The 16,405-nt window shown below is 45.7% G+C and carries 22 protein-coding genes; 10 read left to right on the forward strand and 12 right to left on the reverse strand.

All coding sequences use genetic code 11. The features are described 5' to 3' along the window. The 3 genes from J7545_RS13950 to J7545_RS13960 form a co-directional block, all read left to right on the forward strand. Positions 1-204, forward strand: a 204-nt coding sequence (locus tag J7545_RS13950; protein ID WP_318719716.1) for a hypothetical protein, incomplete at its 5' end; no start/stop codon positions are given. 25 nt (positions 205-229) lie between these two features. After that, positions 230-475 carry a hypothetical protein gene (locus tag J7545_RS13955; protein ID WP_318702029.1) on the forward strand — a complete coding sequence of 82 codons (246 nt, stop codon included), beginning with the start codon at positions 230-232 and terminating at the stop codon, positions 473-475. 4 nt (positions 476-479) lie between these two features. Beyond that, the gene (locus tag J7545_RS13960; protein WP_318702030.1) at positions 480-890 is read left to right on the forward strand and encodes a putative toxin-antitoxin system toxin component, PIN family; all 411 of its coding nucleotides are present in this window, start codon (positions 480-482) and stop codon (positions 888-890) included. A gap of 359 nt (positions 891-1,249) precedes the next feature. Here J7545_RS13960 and J7545_RS13965 read toward each other — a convergent pair whose 3' ends face one another. Further along, positions 1,250-3,175: a bifunctional serine/threonine-protein kinase/formylglycine-generating enzyme family protein gene (locus tag J7545_RS13965; RefSeq protein ID WP_318702031.1), complete on the reverse strand. Its 1,926-nt coding sequence runs from the start codon at positions 3,173-3,175 to the stop codon at positions 1,250-1,252. 59 nt (positions 3,176-3,234) lie between these two features. On the opposite strand from J7545_RS13965, the gene J7545_RS13970 reads away from it, so the two are divergent. Further along, the gene (locus J7545_RS13970; RefSeq protein ID WP_318719717.1) at positions 3,235-3,366 is read left to right on the forward strand and encodes a hypothetical protein; all 132 of its coding nucleotides are present in this window, start codon (positions 3,235-3,237) and stop codon (positions 3,364-3,366) included. Here the strand turns inward: J7545_RS13970 and J7545_RS13975 are convergent. The 3 genes from J7545_RS13975 to J7545_RS13985 form a co-directional block, all read right to left on the reverse strand. Beyond that, the gene (locus tag J7545_RS13975; protein ID WP_318702049.1) at positions 3,346-3,741 is read right to left on the reverse strand and encodes a putative toxin-antitoxin system toxin component, PIN family; all 396 of its coding nucleotides are present in this window, start codon (positions 3,739-3,741) and stop codon (positions 3,346-3,348) included. The genes J7545_RS13970 and J7545_RS13975 overlap by 21 nt on opposite strands. A 4-nt stretch (positions 3,742-3,745) precedes the next feature. After that, complete coding sequence (vap15, locus tag J7545_RS13980; protein ID WP_318702032.1) at positions 3,746-3,982, reverse strand: type II toxin-antitoxin system VapB15 family antitoxin; 237 nt, start codon at positions 3,980-3,982, stop codon at positions 3,746-3,748. Positions 3,983-4,077: 95 nt separating this feature from the next. Next, positions 4,078-4,494, reverse strand: a complete 417-nt coding sequence (locus J7545_RS13985; protein ID WP_318702033.1) for a class I SAM-dependent methyltransferase — start codon at positions 4,492-4,494, stop codon at positions 4,078-4,080. A 178-nt stretch (positions 4,495-4,672) separates the two neighbouring features. Here J7545_RS13985 and J7545_RS13990 point away from each other — a divergent pair, with 178 nt between their 5' ends. Next, positions 4,673-5,437, forward strand: coding sequence for a HEAT repeat domain-containing protein (locus tag J7545_RS13990; RefSeq protein WP_318702034.1), 765 nt, complete (start codon positions 4,673-4,675; stop codon positions 5,435-5,437). Between the two features lie 59 nt (positions 5,438-5,496). On the opposite strand, the gene J7545_RS13995 is transcribed toward J7545_RS13990, so the two are convergent. Next, positions 5,497-6,081 carry a DUF3611 family protein gene (locus tag J7545_RS13995; protein ID WP_318702035.1) on the reverse strand — a complete coding sequence of 195 codons (585 nt, stop codon included), beginning with the start codon at positions 6,079-6,081 and terminating at the stop codon, positions 5,497-5,499. A 490-nt stretch (positions 6,082-6,571) separates the two neighbouring features. Here J7545_RS13995 and J7545_RS14000 point away from each other — a divergent pair, with 490 nt between their 5' ends. After that, complete coding sequence (locus J7545_RS14000) at positions 6,572-6,967, forward strand: PadR family transcriptional regulator (RefSeq protein ID WP_271939416.1); 396 nt, start codon at positions 6,572-6,574, stop codon at positions 6,965-6,967. Positions 6,968-7,154: 187 nt separating this feature from the next. On the opposite strand, the gene accD is transcribed toward J7545_RS14000, so the two are convergent. The 5 genes from accD to J7545_RS14025 are packed head-to-tail and all read right to left on the reverse strand — an operon-like array spanning position 7,155 to position 11,659. After that, positions 7,155-8,120: an acetyl-CoA carboxylase, carboxyltransferase subunit beta gene (accD, locus tag J7545_RS14005; RefSeq protein WP_318702037.1), complete on the reverse strand. Its 966-nt coding sequence runs from the start codon at positions 8,118-8,120 to the stop codon at positions 7,155-7,157. A 35-nt stretch (positions 8,121-8,155) separates the two neighbouring features. Further along, positions 8,156-8,371 (reverse strand): hypothetical protein, encoded by a 216-nt coding sequence (locus J7545_RS14010; RefSeq protein ID WP_271939410.1) that lies wholly within the window; start codon positions 8,369-8,371, stop codon positions 8,156-8,158. A 4-nt stretch (positions 8,372-8,375) separates the two neighbouring features. Beyond that, positions 8,376-9,158, reverse strand: coding sequence for a prepilin peptidase (locus tag J7545_RS14015; RefSeq protein WP_413038680.1), 783 nt, complete (start codon positions 9,156-9,158; stop codon positions 8,376-8,378). Between the two features lie 33 nt (positions 9,159-9,191). Further along, entirely contained in the window at positions 9,192-9,485 is a 294-nt protein-coding gene (locus J7545_RS14020) for a hypothetical protein (RefSeq protein WP_318702039.1), read from the reverse strand. Between the two features lie 29 nt (positions 9,486-9,514). Beyond that, positions 9,515-11,659, reverse strand: coding sequence for an IMS domain-containing protein (locus tag J7545_RS14025; RefSeq protein ID WP_318702040.1), 2,145 nt, complete (start codon positions 11,657-11,659; stop codon positions 9,515-9,517). A 220-nt stretch (positions 11,660-11,879) separates the two neighbouring features. On the opposite strand from J7545_RS14025, the gene pdhA reads away from it, so the two are divergent. Further along, positions 11,880-12,911 carry a pyruvate dehydrogenase (acetyl-transferring) E1 component subunit alpha gene (gene pdhA / locus J7545_RS14030; RefSeq protein WP_318702041.1) on the forward strand — a complete coding sequence of 344 codons (1,032 nt, stop codon included), beginning with the start codon at positions 11,880-11,882 and terminating at the stop codon, positions 12,909-12,911. Positions 12,912-13,118: 207 nt separating this feature from the next. Here pdhA and J7545_RS14035 read toward each other — a convergent pair whose 3' ends face one another. Continuing rightward, positions 13,119-13,505 (reverse strand): hypothetical protein, encoded by a 387-nt coding sequence (locus tag J7545_RS14035; RefSeq protein WP_271939398.1) that lies wholly within the window; start codon positions 13,503-13,505, stop codon positions 13,119-13,121. Positions 13,506-13,686: 181 nt separating this feature from the next. Then, entirely contained in the window at positions 13,687-13,962 is a 276-nt protein-coding gene (locus J7545_RS14040) for a hypothetical protein (RefSeq protein ID WP_318702043.1), read from the reverse strand. 151 nt (positions 13,963-14,113) lie between these two features. On the opposite strand from J7545_RS14040, the gene J7545_RS14045 reads away from it, so the two are divergent. The 3 genes from J7545_RS14045 (at position 14,114) to J7545_RS14055 (ending at position 16,061) form a co-directional block, all read left to right on the forward strand. After that, the gene (locus J7545_RS14045; RefSeq protein ID WP_318702044.1) at positions 14,114-14,686 is read left to right on the forward strand and encodes a hypothetical protein; all 573 of its coding nucleotides are present in this window, start codon (positions 14,114-14,116) and stop codon (positions 14,684-14,686) included. Positions 14,687-14,837: 151 nt separating this feature from the next. Continuing rightward, complete coding sequence (locus tag J7545_RS14050; protein WP_318719718.1) at positions 14,838-15,305, forward strand: SRPBCC family protein; 468 nt, start codon at positions 14,838-14,840, stop codon at positions 15,303-15,305. A 21-nt stretch (positions 15,306-15,326) separates the two neighbouring features. Further along, the gene (locus J7545_RS14055; protein ID WP_318719719.1) at positions 15,327-16,061 is read left to right on the forward strand and encodes a Uma2 family endonuclease; all 735 of its coding nucleotides are present in this window, start codon (positions 15,327-15,329) and stop codon (positions 16,059-16,061) included. Positions 16,062-16,405: the final 344 nt, after the last annotated feature.

The raw sequence follows: 16,405 nt of genomic DNA on the forward strand, positions 1-16,405 counted from the left end.
AGTTGGAGTTGTGGTAAACAACAACTGTACTATAGAAGCGCCCCACCGGGTTTTGGCACGAGCACTCTAGCTTCCTACCGTTTCGCGATCGCCACCCATTCGCGTTCAACAGTCCTGTCCCGTTTTGGCGAAGGTATTGTTGAAGAAACCGGGTTTCTTAATCGCTGCCGAAGCTGCATAATTGAGAGCCTACGGTATAATTAATCCAAAAACCTGACACCTAACTGCCATGATGCCTCTAGAAGAAATTACGATTAAAGTTCCGGCCAATATTGCCCAACGCTACCGCAGTGCCAACGCTAAAACCAAGAGAGAAATAGAAAGCCAAATCCTCTTTTTTCTCCAACAGGAAACCCTTTCTCCACCAGCCGCAATCTCGAAATTGCGGCACACTATGAGAGAAATTGGTCAAAAAGCAGTCGCTCAAGGATTAACCTCGGAGATTTTAGACAATCTTCTCAGTGAGGAGGACTAATCTTTTGCGTTTTGTTTTTGATGTCAATATCATTATCAGTGCGACATTAATTCCTGAAAGTAATCCCGATTTAGCTATCCGCAAAGCCCAGGATTTAGGCTCAATTTTGATGTCCCCAAGCATTTGGTCTGAATTAGAGCAAGTGCTAAACCGACCTAAATTCGATCGCTATATCTCCTCTGAGGACAGAGTAAGATTCCTACAGGATTTTTATCCTACAGTCACTTTAGTCACTGAGCCAATCGAAGAGATTCAAGAATGCCGCGACCCGAAAGATAATAAATATTTAGAATTGGCAGTTAGCGGTAGCGCGGACACGATCATCACAGGCGATCGCGATTTACTGGTGTTGCATCCCTTCCGAGATAAGCCAATCCTCTCTGTCGCTAACTTTCTCAATGCCTACAAAAGTTGAGGACACATCGGATAAATCGGATAAATCGTAGGGGCAGGTTCACCCATATCTCCAATTCCCACCAACAACTTTTGTGAACCTGCCCCCCAACCCTTTGCGGGGGTGGGCGGGTTTAGAGAATTGATTCTTGGGTATCCTAAATTTGGGTAAAACCCGCCCCTACCAATCATTTTTAATTTTTAATTGTTCATTGACTTCTCCCCCATTTTCTGCTAACCTGTAAGGTATATTAGCAATAAGTATGTCCCTATAGGGTATAAGTCAGAATCCCTATTTTTTCAAAAGATCTTCCCGCCGAAGGCGGGAGAAGAGAAAAAAGAAAAGAAGGGTAGAGGGAAAAAGGAATAAAGAGTAAAGGGCTACGGAGTCATCGCCAAGGGACACACCACGCGAAAACCGGTGTCCCCGAGCCCAGAGTCCGCCGCACCCGAGACGCGATACCGAGAGCGACAACCATCAGAATTGAAGTTCCAAGAACCCCCACGAACCGGCCGGTTGCTCTCTTCACCACTAGATAGCCATATACTCCCATCGGTGGGAGCGCCATTATAATTTTCGTGCCAATGGTCAGCACACCATTCCCACAAGTTACCATGCATATCGTAGAGTCCAAACCCATTAGGCATAAACCTTCCTACCGGCGTGGTTTTTTGACGATACTCACCCTTGGGGGCATCAGCATAAGGATAATTCCCGTCATAATTGGCTAAGTCAGTCGTCAGGGTTTCGCCAAAATGAAACGGGGTACTTGTTCGAGCACGACAGCCATATTCCCATTGTGCCTCCGAGGGCAAACCATAGGATTTTCCCATATATCGGGACAGCCGGGCACAGAATTCTTCGCAAGAATACCATGAAACTCCTTCTACAGGCAAGTTATCTCCCTTAAAATAAGACGGATTAGACTCTAAGTCCCGCTTCACTTTCGCCAACGACGCTACCCTGCGCCATTGCGCCTGAGTAATCAAGAATTTTCCCATATAAAACGGCTGCACCGTCACCGAATGCTGCGGTCTTTCATCATCATATCCTTCTCCTGGTGGCGAACCCATGAGGAACCTTCCCCCCGGAATTGCCACCATATCTAACCGTATCCCTTCCCCCAAATTCTCCTGAAAATAGGGCGCTTGCTGATTTTCCCGGGCAATAATTTCTCCCCGACGGTTCACCGTCATCACTTCAAACCGAAATATCGGCAGTTGCGGTTCCTCTGGTTCGGGTACGGGTTCGGGTTCGGGCGGCGCTTCCACTATCGGTTGCAGTTCGGGACTCGGTTCCACCTCTGGCGATATTTCTGGTTCAAAACCCGTTTCCCCTCCCCACCCATCCATCACCGAACGAGCCAACAAACTCCCCACAACTCCCATCCCCACTAAACTCACGCCTTGAATGACGCGCCGTCGCGTGGGGTTATTCGGAGGAGGTGGCGGAGGTAGCGGAGGTGGTGGAGGTGGTAGCGTACTTCCTCGCAGTTCTTTCACCTCTCGTAAGGCTTCTGTCGCCGAACTGTAGCGGTGGCGAAAGTCATAATAGACCATCTTCTGCAACACCCGCCTCAGTCCCGTGCTGGCGTTGGGGGCAAGGTTTTGCAACATTATTTCTCCGGTATTGGAGTCTGGTTTTAAATCATGGGATGGTTTTCCCGTTAAAGCCTCTATCCCTGTTATTCCCACCGCATAGATATCGCTGGCAAATTTGGGGGTTCCTGCCGCTTGTTCGCTCGGCTGATATCCTGGCGTGCCAATACCCACGGTGAAACTTGTGTGTCCTCCTTGCTGGTTTAACTGGGAGAGGACTTGCTTAACTGGCCCAAAGTCAATTAATACAATCTGGTTATCGCTACTGCGCCGCATCAAGTTAGCCGGTTTAATATCCCGATGAATCACCCCATTTTGATGCACAAATTCCAAGGGAGTCAGAATTCCTTCAAGCAGTCTCAGTACCTGCTCCTCTGACCAACACTTGCCCGGTTGTATCTCCTGGGTCAAATCATAACCTTTAATATATTCCTGAACCAGATAAAATTCTCCGCTTTCCGTAAAATAAGCCAATAATCGCGGGATTTGTTCATGACTTCCCAATTGTTGCAGCGTCTGGGCTTCCGTCTCAAACAAGCGCTTTGCCAGTTTCAAGCTTTTGGGGTCGTTATACTTGGGCTGGAGTCGCTTAACGACACAGAACGGATGTCCGGGAAGGTGCAGGTCTTGCGCCTGGTACGTGATCCCAAACCCTCCTCGACCGAGTTGTTTCGCTATCTGGTAATGACTTGCAAGCGGTTGTGACATGGTTCAATTGACAATTAGCAATTTGAGTAGGTAGCTCCAGATCGAGTATAGCCTAGCCCGTGGGAAGAAACCCGGTTTCTGCCCAAGTTCAGGACACCAACAAAAAAGATACGCGAGAAACCCGGTTTCTAGGACATTATAAGGCGATCGCCACCAGAGCTAGGATTATTTTACAGATTCATCTGTTCTAAAAAATTCTGGTAAGTTATAATTTTTGTACCGACAAATTCTCCTAAAGTTAATAAATCGGCATCTCCTGTAATTAGGAAATCAGCTTGACTATCTTGAGCTAATCCTAACAAAAAATCATCTTTGGCATCCCGACAAACAGAAACCTCTGATACCATTTCTATAGATAGACCAATAATATCTAAAAACTCTAGCAGTTCTTGCACTTTCTCTACTGAAAAGTATTTTTGGAGTTTTGGTCTTTGCGTCACGCGATTAATTTCTTCTTGGATTTGCTCACACCACACCACTTCAATGCTCTGACTGACGATTAATTCTTTAAGATGCGCTAATTCCTTACCAATCAGGAAACTAATCCAAAGATTAGTATCGATAATTACTTTAACGGGCTAATTGTTGAGCATAAATTTCACTTCTAACAGATTCAACCTCTTGAGTAATTGTCTCTAGCGATAGTTCATCCGTTTTGAAAGACTCTAAAAGAGCGATTAATTTACTGTCTAACAATTCTCTAGCCAGTTCTTGACTTAGTTGTAGTTTTTCGGGTTCGGGGAGTTGTTTGACCAAGGTTAAAACTTGCTCAAAGCTGAGAGAGAGTTGATACTGAATTGGAGTCATGGTTATTGTAGTATTTCCAAATCACATCAATGTCCACAAAACCCATCTCTTGGAGCCACTCTAATTGACTCATAAGCCTGGACGGACGGTCTTCATCATAATGAAGCATAAATTTGTTTATAAAACTTGATTTTGTCACTATCATTAACCAGATGATGCAAGGCAAGTGAAGAGACAGCTACATCATAAACAGAATCAAATTCATACTCTTCAAAATTAGCCAGTTGATATCGTATATCTTCACCTTGACCCAGTTTAGTTTGCGCGATTTGCAACATTTTCTCGGCAATATCAACACAAGTAATCTGAGCGTGAGGATAAGCGTCTTTAATTCGTTTGGCGATCGTCCCGGTTCCACATCCAAGATCGATAACCCGAATCACCTGAGATGGACTAAAAGGAATTGCCGTCACGATCGCCTCAAGCATTTGTTCGTAGTAAGGAATGAGACGACGTATAATCCCATCAAATTCTTGAGCTTCGTTTTCAAAGTGTTGCTTGACGTGTTCCATTACTCGTTCTTCAATTTAGGTAAGAAATAGTAGCTAATATAATGTAACATCCTCTATGACGAGCGTCCGAATAGATGTTGAGAAACGATACTATATCAAAGTCACAGATATCGGTACAGGAAAAATCTTCGATATTCCCTGTTGAGTCTGACCCCCAAGATTGAGTACACTGCAAGTTATGCAAATCAATGATAATGACCAATCTGTACTCAACGACAACGTTGACTTGAGTAGTCCCCTGGATAACCTAGGGCCCATCGAAGGTACTCCAGAGAGCGCCCCCCCTCCCGATCCAGAGGAAATGTTGCCTTTGCTAGAATCCCCAGTCACCCAAGAGCGGATGTTGGCAGCGAGGGCATTTTGTGAAATCCAAGACCATCGAGCGATTCCCCATTTAATTCGTCTATTGGGCGATCGCTGTCCTTTGGTGCGCGTCAGTGCCGCCTATGCTTTGGGGCGGAATCCCTCCCCAGAGGCGATCGAACCCATGATTGACCAACTACAACGGGATTGGAATGGCTATGTCCGCAAGGGATTAGTCTGGTCTTTAGGCAATAATCGCGATCGCCGCAGTTTAACCCCTCTCATTGACTCCCTGCGTACTGATATCCCAGCCGTGCGTCTCTGGGCTGCTAGCGCTTTAGCCCAAATGGCCCAAGTCAGTTATGAAGCGATCATTAGCACAATTCCTCCCCTAATTCAAGGCCTGCGCCGAGACCCTATTCCCGCTATTCGCAGTAACTGCGCCTGGTCGTTAGGCCAATTAGCCCGCGAATTGCCCTCCAATGTGGTTTATGCTGGGGCGATCGACGGTCTGATTGAATCTTTTGTAGAAGATGAAGATCTAGGAGTGCGCGAAGATGCGAGATCGGCTCTGCTGAAAGTTGGAGACCCCAGAGCCTTACAACTGATTGAAGAGTTAGAACAAGAAGGATGGTTTTAATTGGGGTTGAGCAAACAGGAAACAGACTATATTCTAACTTCCCTGGCGGTTGTTATCGTTTAGGACTTAGGCCGATTGATGGCATTCAATAGCCAGAGACTGCCCACAATAGAGACAAAATGAGAGACTGTTGTATGAGTATTGCCGAGCAAGACAAATAAATCAATGGGTTCGATAAATCTTCCTAGATCCGCTGCTGTGGGAAGTATGCCCTGGGGTTGAAAGAGGGATTTACTCAGTAAAATACCCGTGATCGCTTCGGCAGCCAAGAGGGATAAGCTCATGCCCACAATATTACAGACCAAGCCAAATTTAATCATCTGGATGGTCGCAGCCTTAGTGGGACGCACGCTGCTATCGGGCGATCGCAATTGTCGTGCTAACCGAGTGTAGCGAAAGGCTTGCACAATGCTGAAATAGAGGACGAGGAGACCACAAATGGCAAAAAATGCCCCTCCTCCACGACCGGGATCTTGAATTCCCGCCCGGGTCTCTTGACCAATCAAGGCAAACAGAAAGATGATAGAGGCGATCGCCCCTAATACCACCTGAGTCCAAAAGCTAATCCAAGCGGTCAGACGCAAGTTCCCCGAAAATTTCTCTACAGCGGGAGGAAGGGCATAGAATTGGTCGTTCTCAGGCATAGTGATTCGCTACAGCTCCATCCCTTAATCTAGCAGGAAACTCGAAGCGGCGATCGCCTCTCGATTCAGAATTATTTGTAGCTTCAAGAATAATTATGTTATCCTGCATGGTTGATAGGGATTGAGCGTATATCTTAGTGCCTCCAGCTCTGGATTCTAAGGGAAGCGCCTGTATCTATTAATGTAAGGAGTCAAGTGACTCACCGTCCTGTCTTCATACAGGGCTTTAGACTTTAGCTCAAAGGATTTCACCTGCCAATCGGGGTAACCATCAACTACTAAACCCAAAACACTGGCATTTGGGGCAACATATTTAGGCTTTTAGGCTCAATCGGGTGTGCATCTCAAAATGACCCAATATTTCTTTTCAAGTTAACCTGAGCCAGTCTTTAACGTTTTGTAAGGGAATTTTCATAACCAGGGCTGCATTTACTCAAGTCCAGTTCATTGGCCTGATTTGAGTTCATTCATGCTTGTGCAGAGAAAAGCTATGACCTTTGATGAAATTTATCGTTTTTTTCAAGACCCACCACCGATTCACCTGAATACAGAATTAACAGTCTGTTATGTCTTGTCCATCTTGCTCAATAAAGACTCCTATGGAACTGAACTAATTCGAGTCCTAAAAAAACAGTATCCCCAATACCGCCTATCGGATACAGTCCTCTACAGCGCCCTCAAATTCTTGGAAGAGGAAGAGATGATCACTGGATATTGGAAGAAACTCGCTCGACGGGGACGGCCTCGCAGAATGTATCAGATCCAATATCGCGGACGCTCCCAAGCTCAAGAATTGGCGCTCTTGTGGCAAGACTATACCCGTAATGGGGCCCTGGAACTTGCTACTCCTGCCTTCAATCTTCGTCAAACTGTCTCCCAATCCTAGGCACTCCATGCCATTTAGAGAAGTTATAGCGCTTCTGATTGGTCTAGTGAAACGAAGCTAATTGAATCAATCGCTGAACAGACCAGATGTAGGGGCAAAAAATTTTTCGCCCCTATATATACTGACTACATATACCGACGTTGTAGATAAATCCTACTGTCTCAACCTTGTTAGAGGCGATCATATATCAATTATCAACGGCCAAGTGATGGGTGTTGAGGGTAGGATCGGGGAGGGGATAGCTGGGAGAATCTCCATTGTGCTGTACCTTATCTATCGGTGGATGAACCTGTTCTACTCCTCCATGAAGGCGCACCAACTGAGCTAAGGTTTTCTTCAGTTGGGTACGGGAAATAATTAAATCGACAAAGCCATGTTGCAGCAAATATTCCGAGGTTTGGAAATCATCTGGGAGCTTCTCCCGTAGGGTTTGCTCAATCACTCGTCGTCCAGCAAAACCAATGGTAGCTTTTGGTTCAGCCAGAATCAGATCGCCCAGCATGGCAAAACTGGCAATTACGCCGCCAGTGGTGGGATGGGTAAGGACAGGAATATATAATAAACCGGCTTCTTGATGGCGCTCTAAGGCTCCTGAAATTTTGGCCATTTGCATTAAACTGAGCATCCCTTCTTGCATTCTTGCGCCTCCAGAGGCACAAATGACGATCGCAGGGATTCGCTCTGAAGTCGCTTTTTCGAGCAGTCGGGTAATCTTTTCCCCTACGACTGATCCCATGCTGCCTCCCATAAAGCCAAAGTCCATGACAGCTAGAGCGACTCGCAAGCCATCCAACTGACCTAAACCACTTTGTACGGCATCATTGAGATCGGTTTTAGCTTGATATTCTTTGAGGCGATCGCTATACCGCTTACGGTCTTTAAACTTTAAGGGATCATCGGGTTGCAAATGGGCATCCAAAGGAGTCCAGGTATTACGATCGATCAATTGAACAATGCGTTCATTACTATCAACCCGAAAATGGTGTTCGCATTCTAAACACACCATTTGATTTCCCTGTAAATCTTTTGTATAGGTTAAAACTCCACACATGGGGCATTTAGTCCATAACCCATCAGCAATTTCCCGTTCTTGACGTTCTGGGCTGATGGGAGAGTTTTTTTGTCTGTTGGCAAACCAATCAAATAAGGACATGAAAAATAAAGAGATTATCTAAAGTAAAAGGGACATTATTCGTCCGATATCTCCTCGATTTCGCTTAGAAGTAACAAAGCACTCCAACGATGTTCAAGGGCAACTTGTACGGCAGTGGGAGATCCCATACCGAAATAGGAGACTACTCCACAATCAACTAGGCGAGTGGGAATTTCCTGGGCACTGAGTAACTGTTCCATCAGTTCTGCCTCCCAGCGAGTTGAGGTCGTGCGAATCGTAATCCAAGACACTCGATTATCCTATCAGGTTAGGCGAGAAAAAGAACTGTATATAAGCTGATATCATCCGATCGCCCCAGAAAATCGTCAGGGCCCCGCCGAGGGCAAGAAAAGGCCCAAAGGGCATTTTTTGACGGCGTTTGAGTTGGCCAGAGGCGATCGCCACCACCCCGACAACAGCACCGATCGAACAGGCAAGAAATCCTGATAATAACAGAAGTTTCCACCCCAACCAAGCCCCGATCGCCGCCGCAAGTTTAGCATCTCCCGCTCCCATGGCCGCTTGACCGAGCAGAAAAGACCCTAAAATAATAATGATTTCAAATAACCACAAACCTAAGATCGCGCCAAATATGCCATCAAGAAACGGAGCTGCCTCTCCTGCCCCTCGAAGCAGTTGATAGAGCAAACCCATCACTAGCCCAAACTGAGTGAGGCTATTGGGCAAAGTGAAGGTATCCCAGTCAATCATGGCTAATACCAACAACCAACTCAAGCAGAAGCAATATCCCACTGTTTCCCAAGAGAGGCCAAACTGGAGATATACTCCTAGAAACAGTAAACCGGCGATCGCTTCAATGGTGGGATAGCGCCAAGAAATGGGACTGTGGCAATAGCGACATTTTCCCCCCAACGCCAACCAACCAAATACCGGAATATTATCCGCCATACTCAAGCGATGGGAACAGAGGGGACAATGGGACGGAGGGAAGAGAATCGATAAACCGGCTGGAATGCGATAGATCGCCACATTTAAGAAACTACCGATCGCCAATCCTAATAATACGGCGATCGCCATACTGGGAATTTCAATCCACACCCGACTCCTCCATCAATACAATTTAGTTTCTAAGTGATTCAACGGAATAAATACCTCTGTCGGCAATAAAACTAACCCTTCTTTAAACACCAAAACCGCCCGATAGCTCACTTGATTCACCACTACTCCCAGGGGCCGTTTAAAGGTTGCTGTATGTTTAGCGGCTGCACCATCGGCCACAATCCGATAGACCCCATAGGTATCGCGCGCAATCCTTACTAAGGCTGGATCGAAGACATCCAGACCATTAGGGACATGAATCGGATAATCGGGATAACTTGGAGATTCTAAAAGGACTTGTACCACAGATTAACTTTCCTAACCTTACGGGCTATCTACACTGACCAATCTTGAATTCGCCATTGGCCATCTTCACGAATCAACTCATACTCAACTCGAATTTCATCATTATAGGAAGCCCCCCGATCTACCTCTCCATTACGGTAAAACTCTACTGACTCATTCACTGTTGCATCGACCGTTGCTCGATCTTCATCATCGAGATTTATCGTCACGTCGTTAATCGTCAGATCATGCTCATACTCACCATAGAAATTATCTTGCCGATCTTGCGTCGCCCGTTGTCTTTGAGTGGATAAAGCTGGATCGACCAAAATTGAGGACAACTCATCTACTTGATGATTAGAACCAAAGGCATTTGCCTTCGTACTCAACCAAGTTTCAATCACTACTTTTGCCCTTTCTTCGGTCAACGGCCCCGTATCGGCCGTCGGTTGGGCTGGTGGCTCAGGAATCTCTATGGGGGGTTGATTGAGCATCAATTGTAACTGTTCCCCTTCTAAGCCAGGAGTAGTATTGAATAGGGAACCCACCAAACCGACCACTTGGCCGATGAGCCAAATCAAAAGCCATAATCCCAATAATCCACCCGCCGCCAGTAGAGCCAACCGTCCCCAATGAATGGAAGACTTGCCCGTTTTAGAACTGCCTCGGCGACTGGGTACCCGCCTTTGACTGCTAGGGACTGGATGCTGGTTCGCTGGGCGATCGCCAGGGACAACTGGAGAACGGCTAGTTTTCGCGTTCGGCGGCTCGGAGCGCGTTAACATAGCGGTAGTTGCTGGTACTCTCCTGCCCTGATTCTCTCCCGGTTCTCTCACCGCAGCCGAAGAGATAGAAGCAATCTCTTCTGTTTTCTTCAGACTGACATTCCCTTGCCTCTCGCGCTTTGAAAGGGTTTCTGGTTTGGACTCCACCACACTCCATTGATTTTGCTCAGTGCGATCTAAAGGCAAAGCTTCTAAATAGGCTTGTACTTGGTCATCGGCAAAATACTCTTTCAACGTCTGCTCACAACCGGCCAGATCCTGAAAATGGGGAAATACCTCTTCCTGTAGCCAACGCTCACTATACAAACACAAGCCCGGTAACAAATCGGGAGCACCCTGAGAATTTTCTCGAATAAAGCCTAATTGTTCGTATTCCCGACTTAATTCAAGCGCTCTGGTCGCTTCTTCCGTTTGCCCCAAGAGCAAACAACACACCGCCTGCTCTAAATGTACATCCTGCCGAGACCCCAACCGCATCAGCATTCGTTTAGCTCGGTTAATCAGGGCAGGTTGTTTGTAGGCAAATCCACGTACCAATAGGGCATAAACCGCTAAATAGGTCGCCACAGCCGAAGGGCGCTGGGCTTCGGTTTCAAACAGGGTTTGTTGTTCTAGGGATGTTAGATAACTGCGTAATTGTTGGATAAAGCGCAGGAAATCATCAATACTGAGTCCGGACCGATCGTCGCCTGTTCCATCAAGTCCACCTCGTTCTTGTAGCATATCCCGCAACATTTGAATCCCGTGGCGATGGGCGATCGCATCATCGGAATTTTCGGATAATAATTCTAGAATGCGGTAGGGACGCAGTTTATATAAGTCAGCTTGTAATTCTCCACGCAGGCTCGGAAATACGCCTTCTTTCAACAGCAGTTTTTCGGCATTTTCTAAGGATAGGGCGGCTTGCTCATAGGTTCCCTGTTGCCATTGTTCTCGCCCCAATTCCAAACCAGAGAGTGCTAAAGTTAAAACCACATCAGCCCGAGATAATTGAGGAATGGTAGTGATCTGCGATCCTTCAGGATGCTCAGAAGAGAGATTTTCGAGATACTCTTTCCCCAGATTTAAAACCAATTCATATTCTCCCAATTCTAGGAGAATTAATAGGGCCCCCAAAACTTGAGAGTCTTCGACTTCCAGTGAGGGCAAGGTTTCTTTAATTTGTGTCTCTTCTTGTCCTTGTCCTGGGAGCTTGTGAAAGGTTTTTTGGTCGTAAGCTGTTTTTGCTTCCGGATTGGATAAAATATTGTAGGCGCGATCGAGCAGGGATTTTCGAGAGCCGATCGCCGTTTCCGAATATTCCCGCCGAGGCAATTGCATCGTGCGATCGCGGTGGGCCTGTTGCAACTGTTCGGCAGTTGCCTGTAGTGGGACACCTAAAATTCGGTAATAATCCAGCGGAATACGCACAGTCTACTCCCTCAGCAGCGATGCTTACAGTTTAGGGTCTGGAAAACCTGCCCCCCTTGTAACCCTTAGAATTATACTTCGGACAACGATTCTTGTCTTGCCCTCCTTTAGATTTTTTCATCAAGTTCCCATCTCCCTATCTCCCCATCTCCCCATTGACGTATACTAAGTCTTTGCACAACAATAACATCAGCTTGTAGTGGTAGTAAGGGACGCATTCATGGCTCAAGAGAGGATCGTACCAGAATTTGATTCATCTTCCGTGAAAATGAGTCAAGAGGAAGGACTCAGACTCTATGAAGATATGGTATTAGGGCGGATATTTGAAGATAAGTGTGCAGAAATGTATTACCGGGGCAAAATGTTCGGTTTTGTCCATCTTTACAATGGTCAAGAGGCAGTGGCTTCTGGCGTAATTAAATCCATGCGCCAAGATGAGGATTTTGTCTGTAGTACCTATCGAGATCACGTTCACGCTCTAAGTGCTGGAGTTCCGGCGCGGGAGGTGATGGCTGAGTTGTTTGGGAAAGCGACTGGATGCTCTAAAGGTCGGGGTGGCTCGATGCATATGTTTTCTGCCGAACATAAGCTCTTGGGGGGTTATGCATTTGTGGCTGAAGGCATTCCTGTGGCGACAGGTGCAGCATTTCAGAGTAAGTATCGTCGGGAAACCATGGGAGATGAAAGTGCCGATCAAGTAACGGCTTGCTTTTTTGGAGATGGTGCTTGTAATAATGGCCAGTTTTTTGAATGCTTGAATATGGCGGCTTTGTGGAAGTTGCCAGTTCTGTATGTGGTCGAAAATAATAAGTGGGCAATTGGTATGGCTCACGATCGAGCCACTTCAGTACCAGAAATCTACAAAAAGGCCCATGCCTTTGGAATGCATGGGGTTGAAGTTGATGGCATGGATGTTTTAGCGGTTCGCGAAGTGGCTAAAGAGGCGATCGCCCGCGCCAGAGCTGGAGAAGGACCAACCGTAATTGAAGCCTTAACCTATCGTTTTCGGGGTCATTCCTTAGCCGATCCCGATGAACTGCGCTCTAAAGATGAGAAAGAGTTTTGGTTCCCCAGAGATCCGATCAAACGGTTTGCTGGCTATTTAACCCGTAAAGAATTAGCGACTGAGGCACAGTTAAAAGACATCGATCGCAAAATTCAAGCCCTGGTGGATGATGCTGTTAAATTTGCCCTCGAAAGCCCTGAACCCGATCCAAGCGAACTCTACAAATATGTGTTTGTAGATGATTAATAGATGGCTTGCAGAAGTTAGGTAATCAGCAATGGTTCTAAATAATCCAGGATTATTGTATTGCTATTGATTTTCTTACTACTTATGCAAGACATCTAACGATCGTTAATGAAGTAGGGGCAAACCATTGTTCGCCCCTACTCTTGGCGCTTCATGCAATCAGTCACCGACTGATTACTTGAAATTACCCATTACCAGTGCCAAGCCCTACTCACGAATCGGCCCGTTATAGTCTACTCTCACCCAAGAACCATCTTTCGCAACTGTGACCACACTTTCGACTGTGGGAACAGAGAAACCCGGTTCTCCCCCATAGAATTTAAACATCCAACTACCATCCTCGTTATCCACAAATGGAGAGGAGGTGGCATCTCCATGCATGGAGCTTTCTGCACGATATTTGCTCAATCCTCCATTGGCTTGTTCTGCTGCTTGACGAGCCAAATTTTTAGCCCGACTTAAGCTGAAAATATCTTCAACTTCGACTCTAACTTCTGGATCGATGGGTAAAAGAGTTGGTGTTTGGGCAAAAGCACCCAGAGGAATTAAGGTTAAACCAGTAAGCGCTAACACACTAATCAACGTATTAGACATTTTTACATGACCTCATATTGACAATCAATCTATCCTAACTTTACATTCTAAAGACCATTAAGTGGGGTTTTAAGTTCCCAACTTAGGGAATAGTTTAGAATGAATTAATCCATATAAAGTGAAGATTAAATGAGCGTGCCTCCGGAACTGGAAATAGAAAAAACCAGCTCTCCTTTATTGCCTAATCCGAAGCACTACATTTACTTCTCAATTCTTTTTTTAAAGTATAAACCAAACAATATCCTTCCGCAAATTCCAGGGAATAGTTACTTACAAGTTCCCAACCGCTTTTACCATATATATTTAAGATTTTGACGACCATCTTGGGTTTACACAGGAGACCTTTTTGGCGACGAAAATGAGTGATTTGACCCTGGGGATAGAGCGATCGCACAGCGGTGATTTTCCCAGTGCGATCGCACATGACCAGTAGTTCTAAATAGCGCCAAATACTCATCAATCTTTCGGGAACTCCATCTCTCACCCTCCGTTAAAAAGTTCACCCTTTTTCCTGGCGATCCGGAACTTCCCCGATCTGAGCAATTGTTGATTGACCGCTATACCGTTACCATAGTTTAGAGTAACCCCATCGTTGCTTTATCTGCGCTATGGTTAAGCTCCGTTCCACCTTATCTCTGCTTCTCGGATACGCCCTTACTCTGACGATCGTTTCAGGGGACTCTCAACCCGCACAGGGACAACATCAATATCAAAATCCGGATGTTCCTTTTCCTTCGATTGTGCCATTGGACACTGAGCTATTGGAAGGAATTGAGGAAGGAAAACCTGTCTCTATCAGTGAAGGTGCAATTGTTACAGAAAATACGATTAAAGAGGGTCGCTTGACCCTACCAAGTTTATGGTGGGCTAGCAAGCAATATGGGAAGAATTTGCTGGTCACCTGGTTTGCCTATCCTAGTGGCGATCAAAACACCCCTGGACGAGTCGATGTAGTGGTCAATCGTCAAGCTTGGCGCGAGACTTGTTATTTGAACCGCTATGAGTTCGTGACCAAAATGGGAGCGATCGCCCGCGACTATGGCTATAATACTCGTCTGTTTAACCGTCAAGGGGAAGGTTTAGCCAGTTATACTTGTAATTTTGCCACTCCTAACTTCTGCAATGTTCAAGGCCTGATTGTTAATCAAGGAGTTAACCAAGATTGTGTAGTGAGTCAGTAGAACGTTCGCTAAACTAATATGATAGACTAGGGAAATCTTATATTTTCACTTCCTCTTGCCCTAATAGCATTTCTCTATCAAGAGGTAAAAAATAAGAAACTTAAGACCCTTGGATTCCCCAAAAGACGATCGCTCATTCAAAAATACTTTTATGAAAAACTGGTTAGAACATAGCGTACAAGTCGAAGTCGAAGCACCGATTGAGTTCGTTTGGGAATTATGGTCAGATCTCGAACAAATGCCCCAATGGATGAAATGGATTGAATCGGTTCACGTATTAGAAGAAAATCCCAAATTGTCTCGATGGAAATTGGCTTCAGGGAACTTTGAATTTAGTTGGCTCTCACGCATCTTAAAACAAAGTCCCAATCAAATTATTCAATGGGAATCAGTTGATGGCTTGCCGAACCGGGGGGCAATTCGCTTTTACGATCGCCATGAAACCAGTATCGTTAAATTAACCGTCGCCTATGCCATTCCTGGAATTGTCGGCAGACTGATGGATAAATTGCTTGGCCCCACAGTAGAATCAACCATTCAAGCAGACTTAGACCGCTTTCGAGCCTACGCACTCCAGAAAATGAGCGAGCGATCGCTAATGGGTAATGCAATCAAGTAAACAGATACTCCTCATCCACCTATGCACCTCGAATACCATCCTCGAAATTCCTTACCCTCGGCGGAGGATTTACCTGACTCAGATGAGACTCCTGTGGATAACGAACTGCAAGATTTAATTCCCACCCTACTTAAAGCCATGTTGGCTTCTATTTGGTCAGAGCGTATGGATTGTTTTTTTGGAGTGGATATGGGACTATACACTGAACCTAACCAACAAGCCATTGTCCCTGATGGTTTTTTAAGTATTGGTGTTCCCAGAATTATTGATGAGGGTTTACGCTTATCTTATGTTCTTTGGGAAGAGAGAAAAGTGCCGACTTTAGTGTTAGAAGTTGTATCAAAAACCCAAAGGGGAGAATATGCTCAGAAAAAGCAAAAGTATGCTCAACTCGGAGTTCTCTACTATGTCATTTATAATCCCCTGCGGAAAAAGGAACAGAGATTAGAAGTGCATCAACTGAAGGGTGGGCAATATCAATTACTATCTGGGGGAACGGTATGGTTATCAGAATTGAATTTAGGTATCGGTAGCGATCGCGGAACGTATAAAGGAATCGAGAGAGAATGGCTCTATTGGTATGATGAAAACGGCGATCGCTATCCGACTCCAGAGGAAAGAGCTGAGTGCCAACAAGACAGGGCAGAGAGTGCTGAAACTAGAGCGCGATCGCCAAAAACAGCGAGCCGATCGCGCCGAATCAGATTTACAACAGCTACGCGAGAAATTACGACAATTAAATATCGATCTGGATGATCTATCGTAATTTATTCGGGGCTAGGTAAGTTTGATCTAATTAGAGTCAAATTGCCTAGCAAACGCTCTGCTGGATTTCTGCTAAATTAGCTACAAATTTTCAGACTGACTCTTGGGTTAAGGAAATGCTAAGAAATATTTCAGAAACCTTGGGGCAGATCTGATCATTTTATTAAGAAAAAGGCGATCGCTCTTTTTTGCCGTCAAAATCAATCCTACACTTAAAGGTAACGGCTTCCAATTTCAGGAGATCGAGGTTTCAGAAGAAATAGGGATTTAAACCCAATCACCCATCAGCAGTCCGTTTTTGGCACTGCATCGGCAATGAACCCATCAAGTTCATT

Source organism: Roseofilum sp. SBFL, from assembly GCF_017746885.1.
Classification (GTDB): domain Bacteria; phylum Cyanobacteriota; class Cyanobacteriia; order Cyanobacteriales; family Desertifilaceae; genus Roseofilum.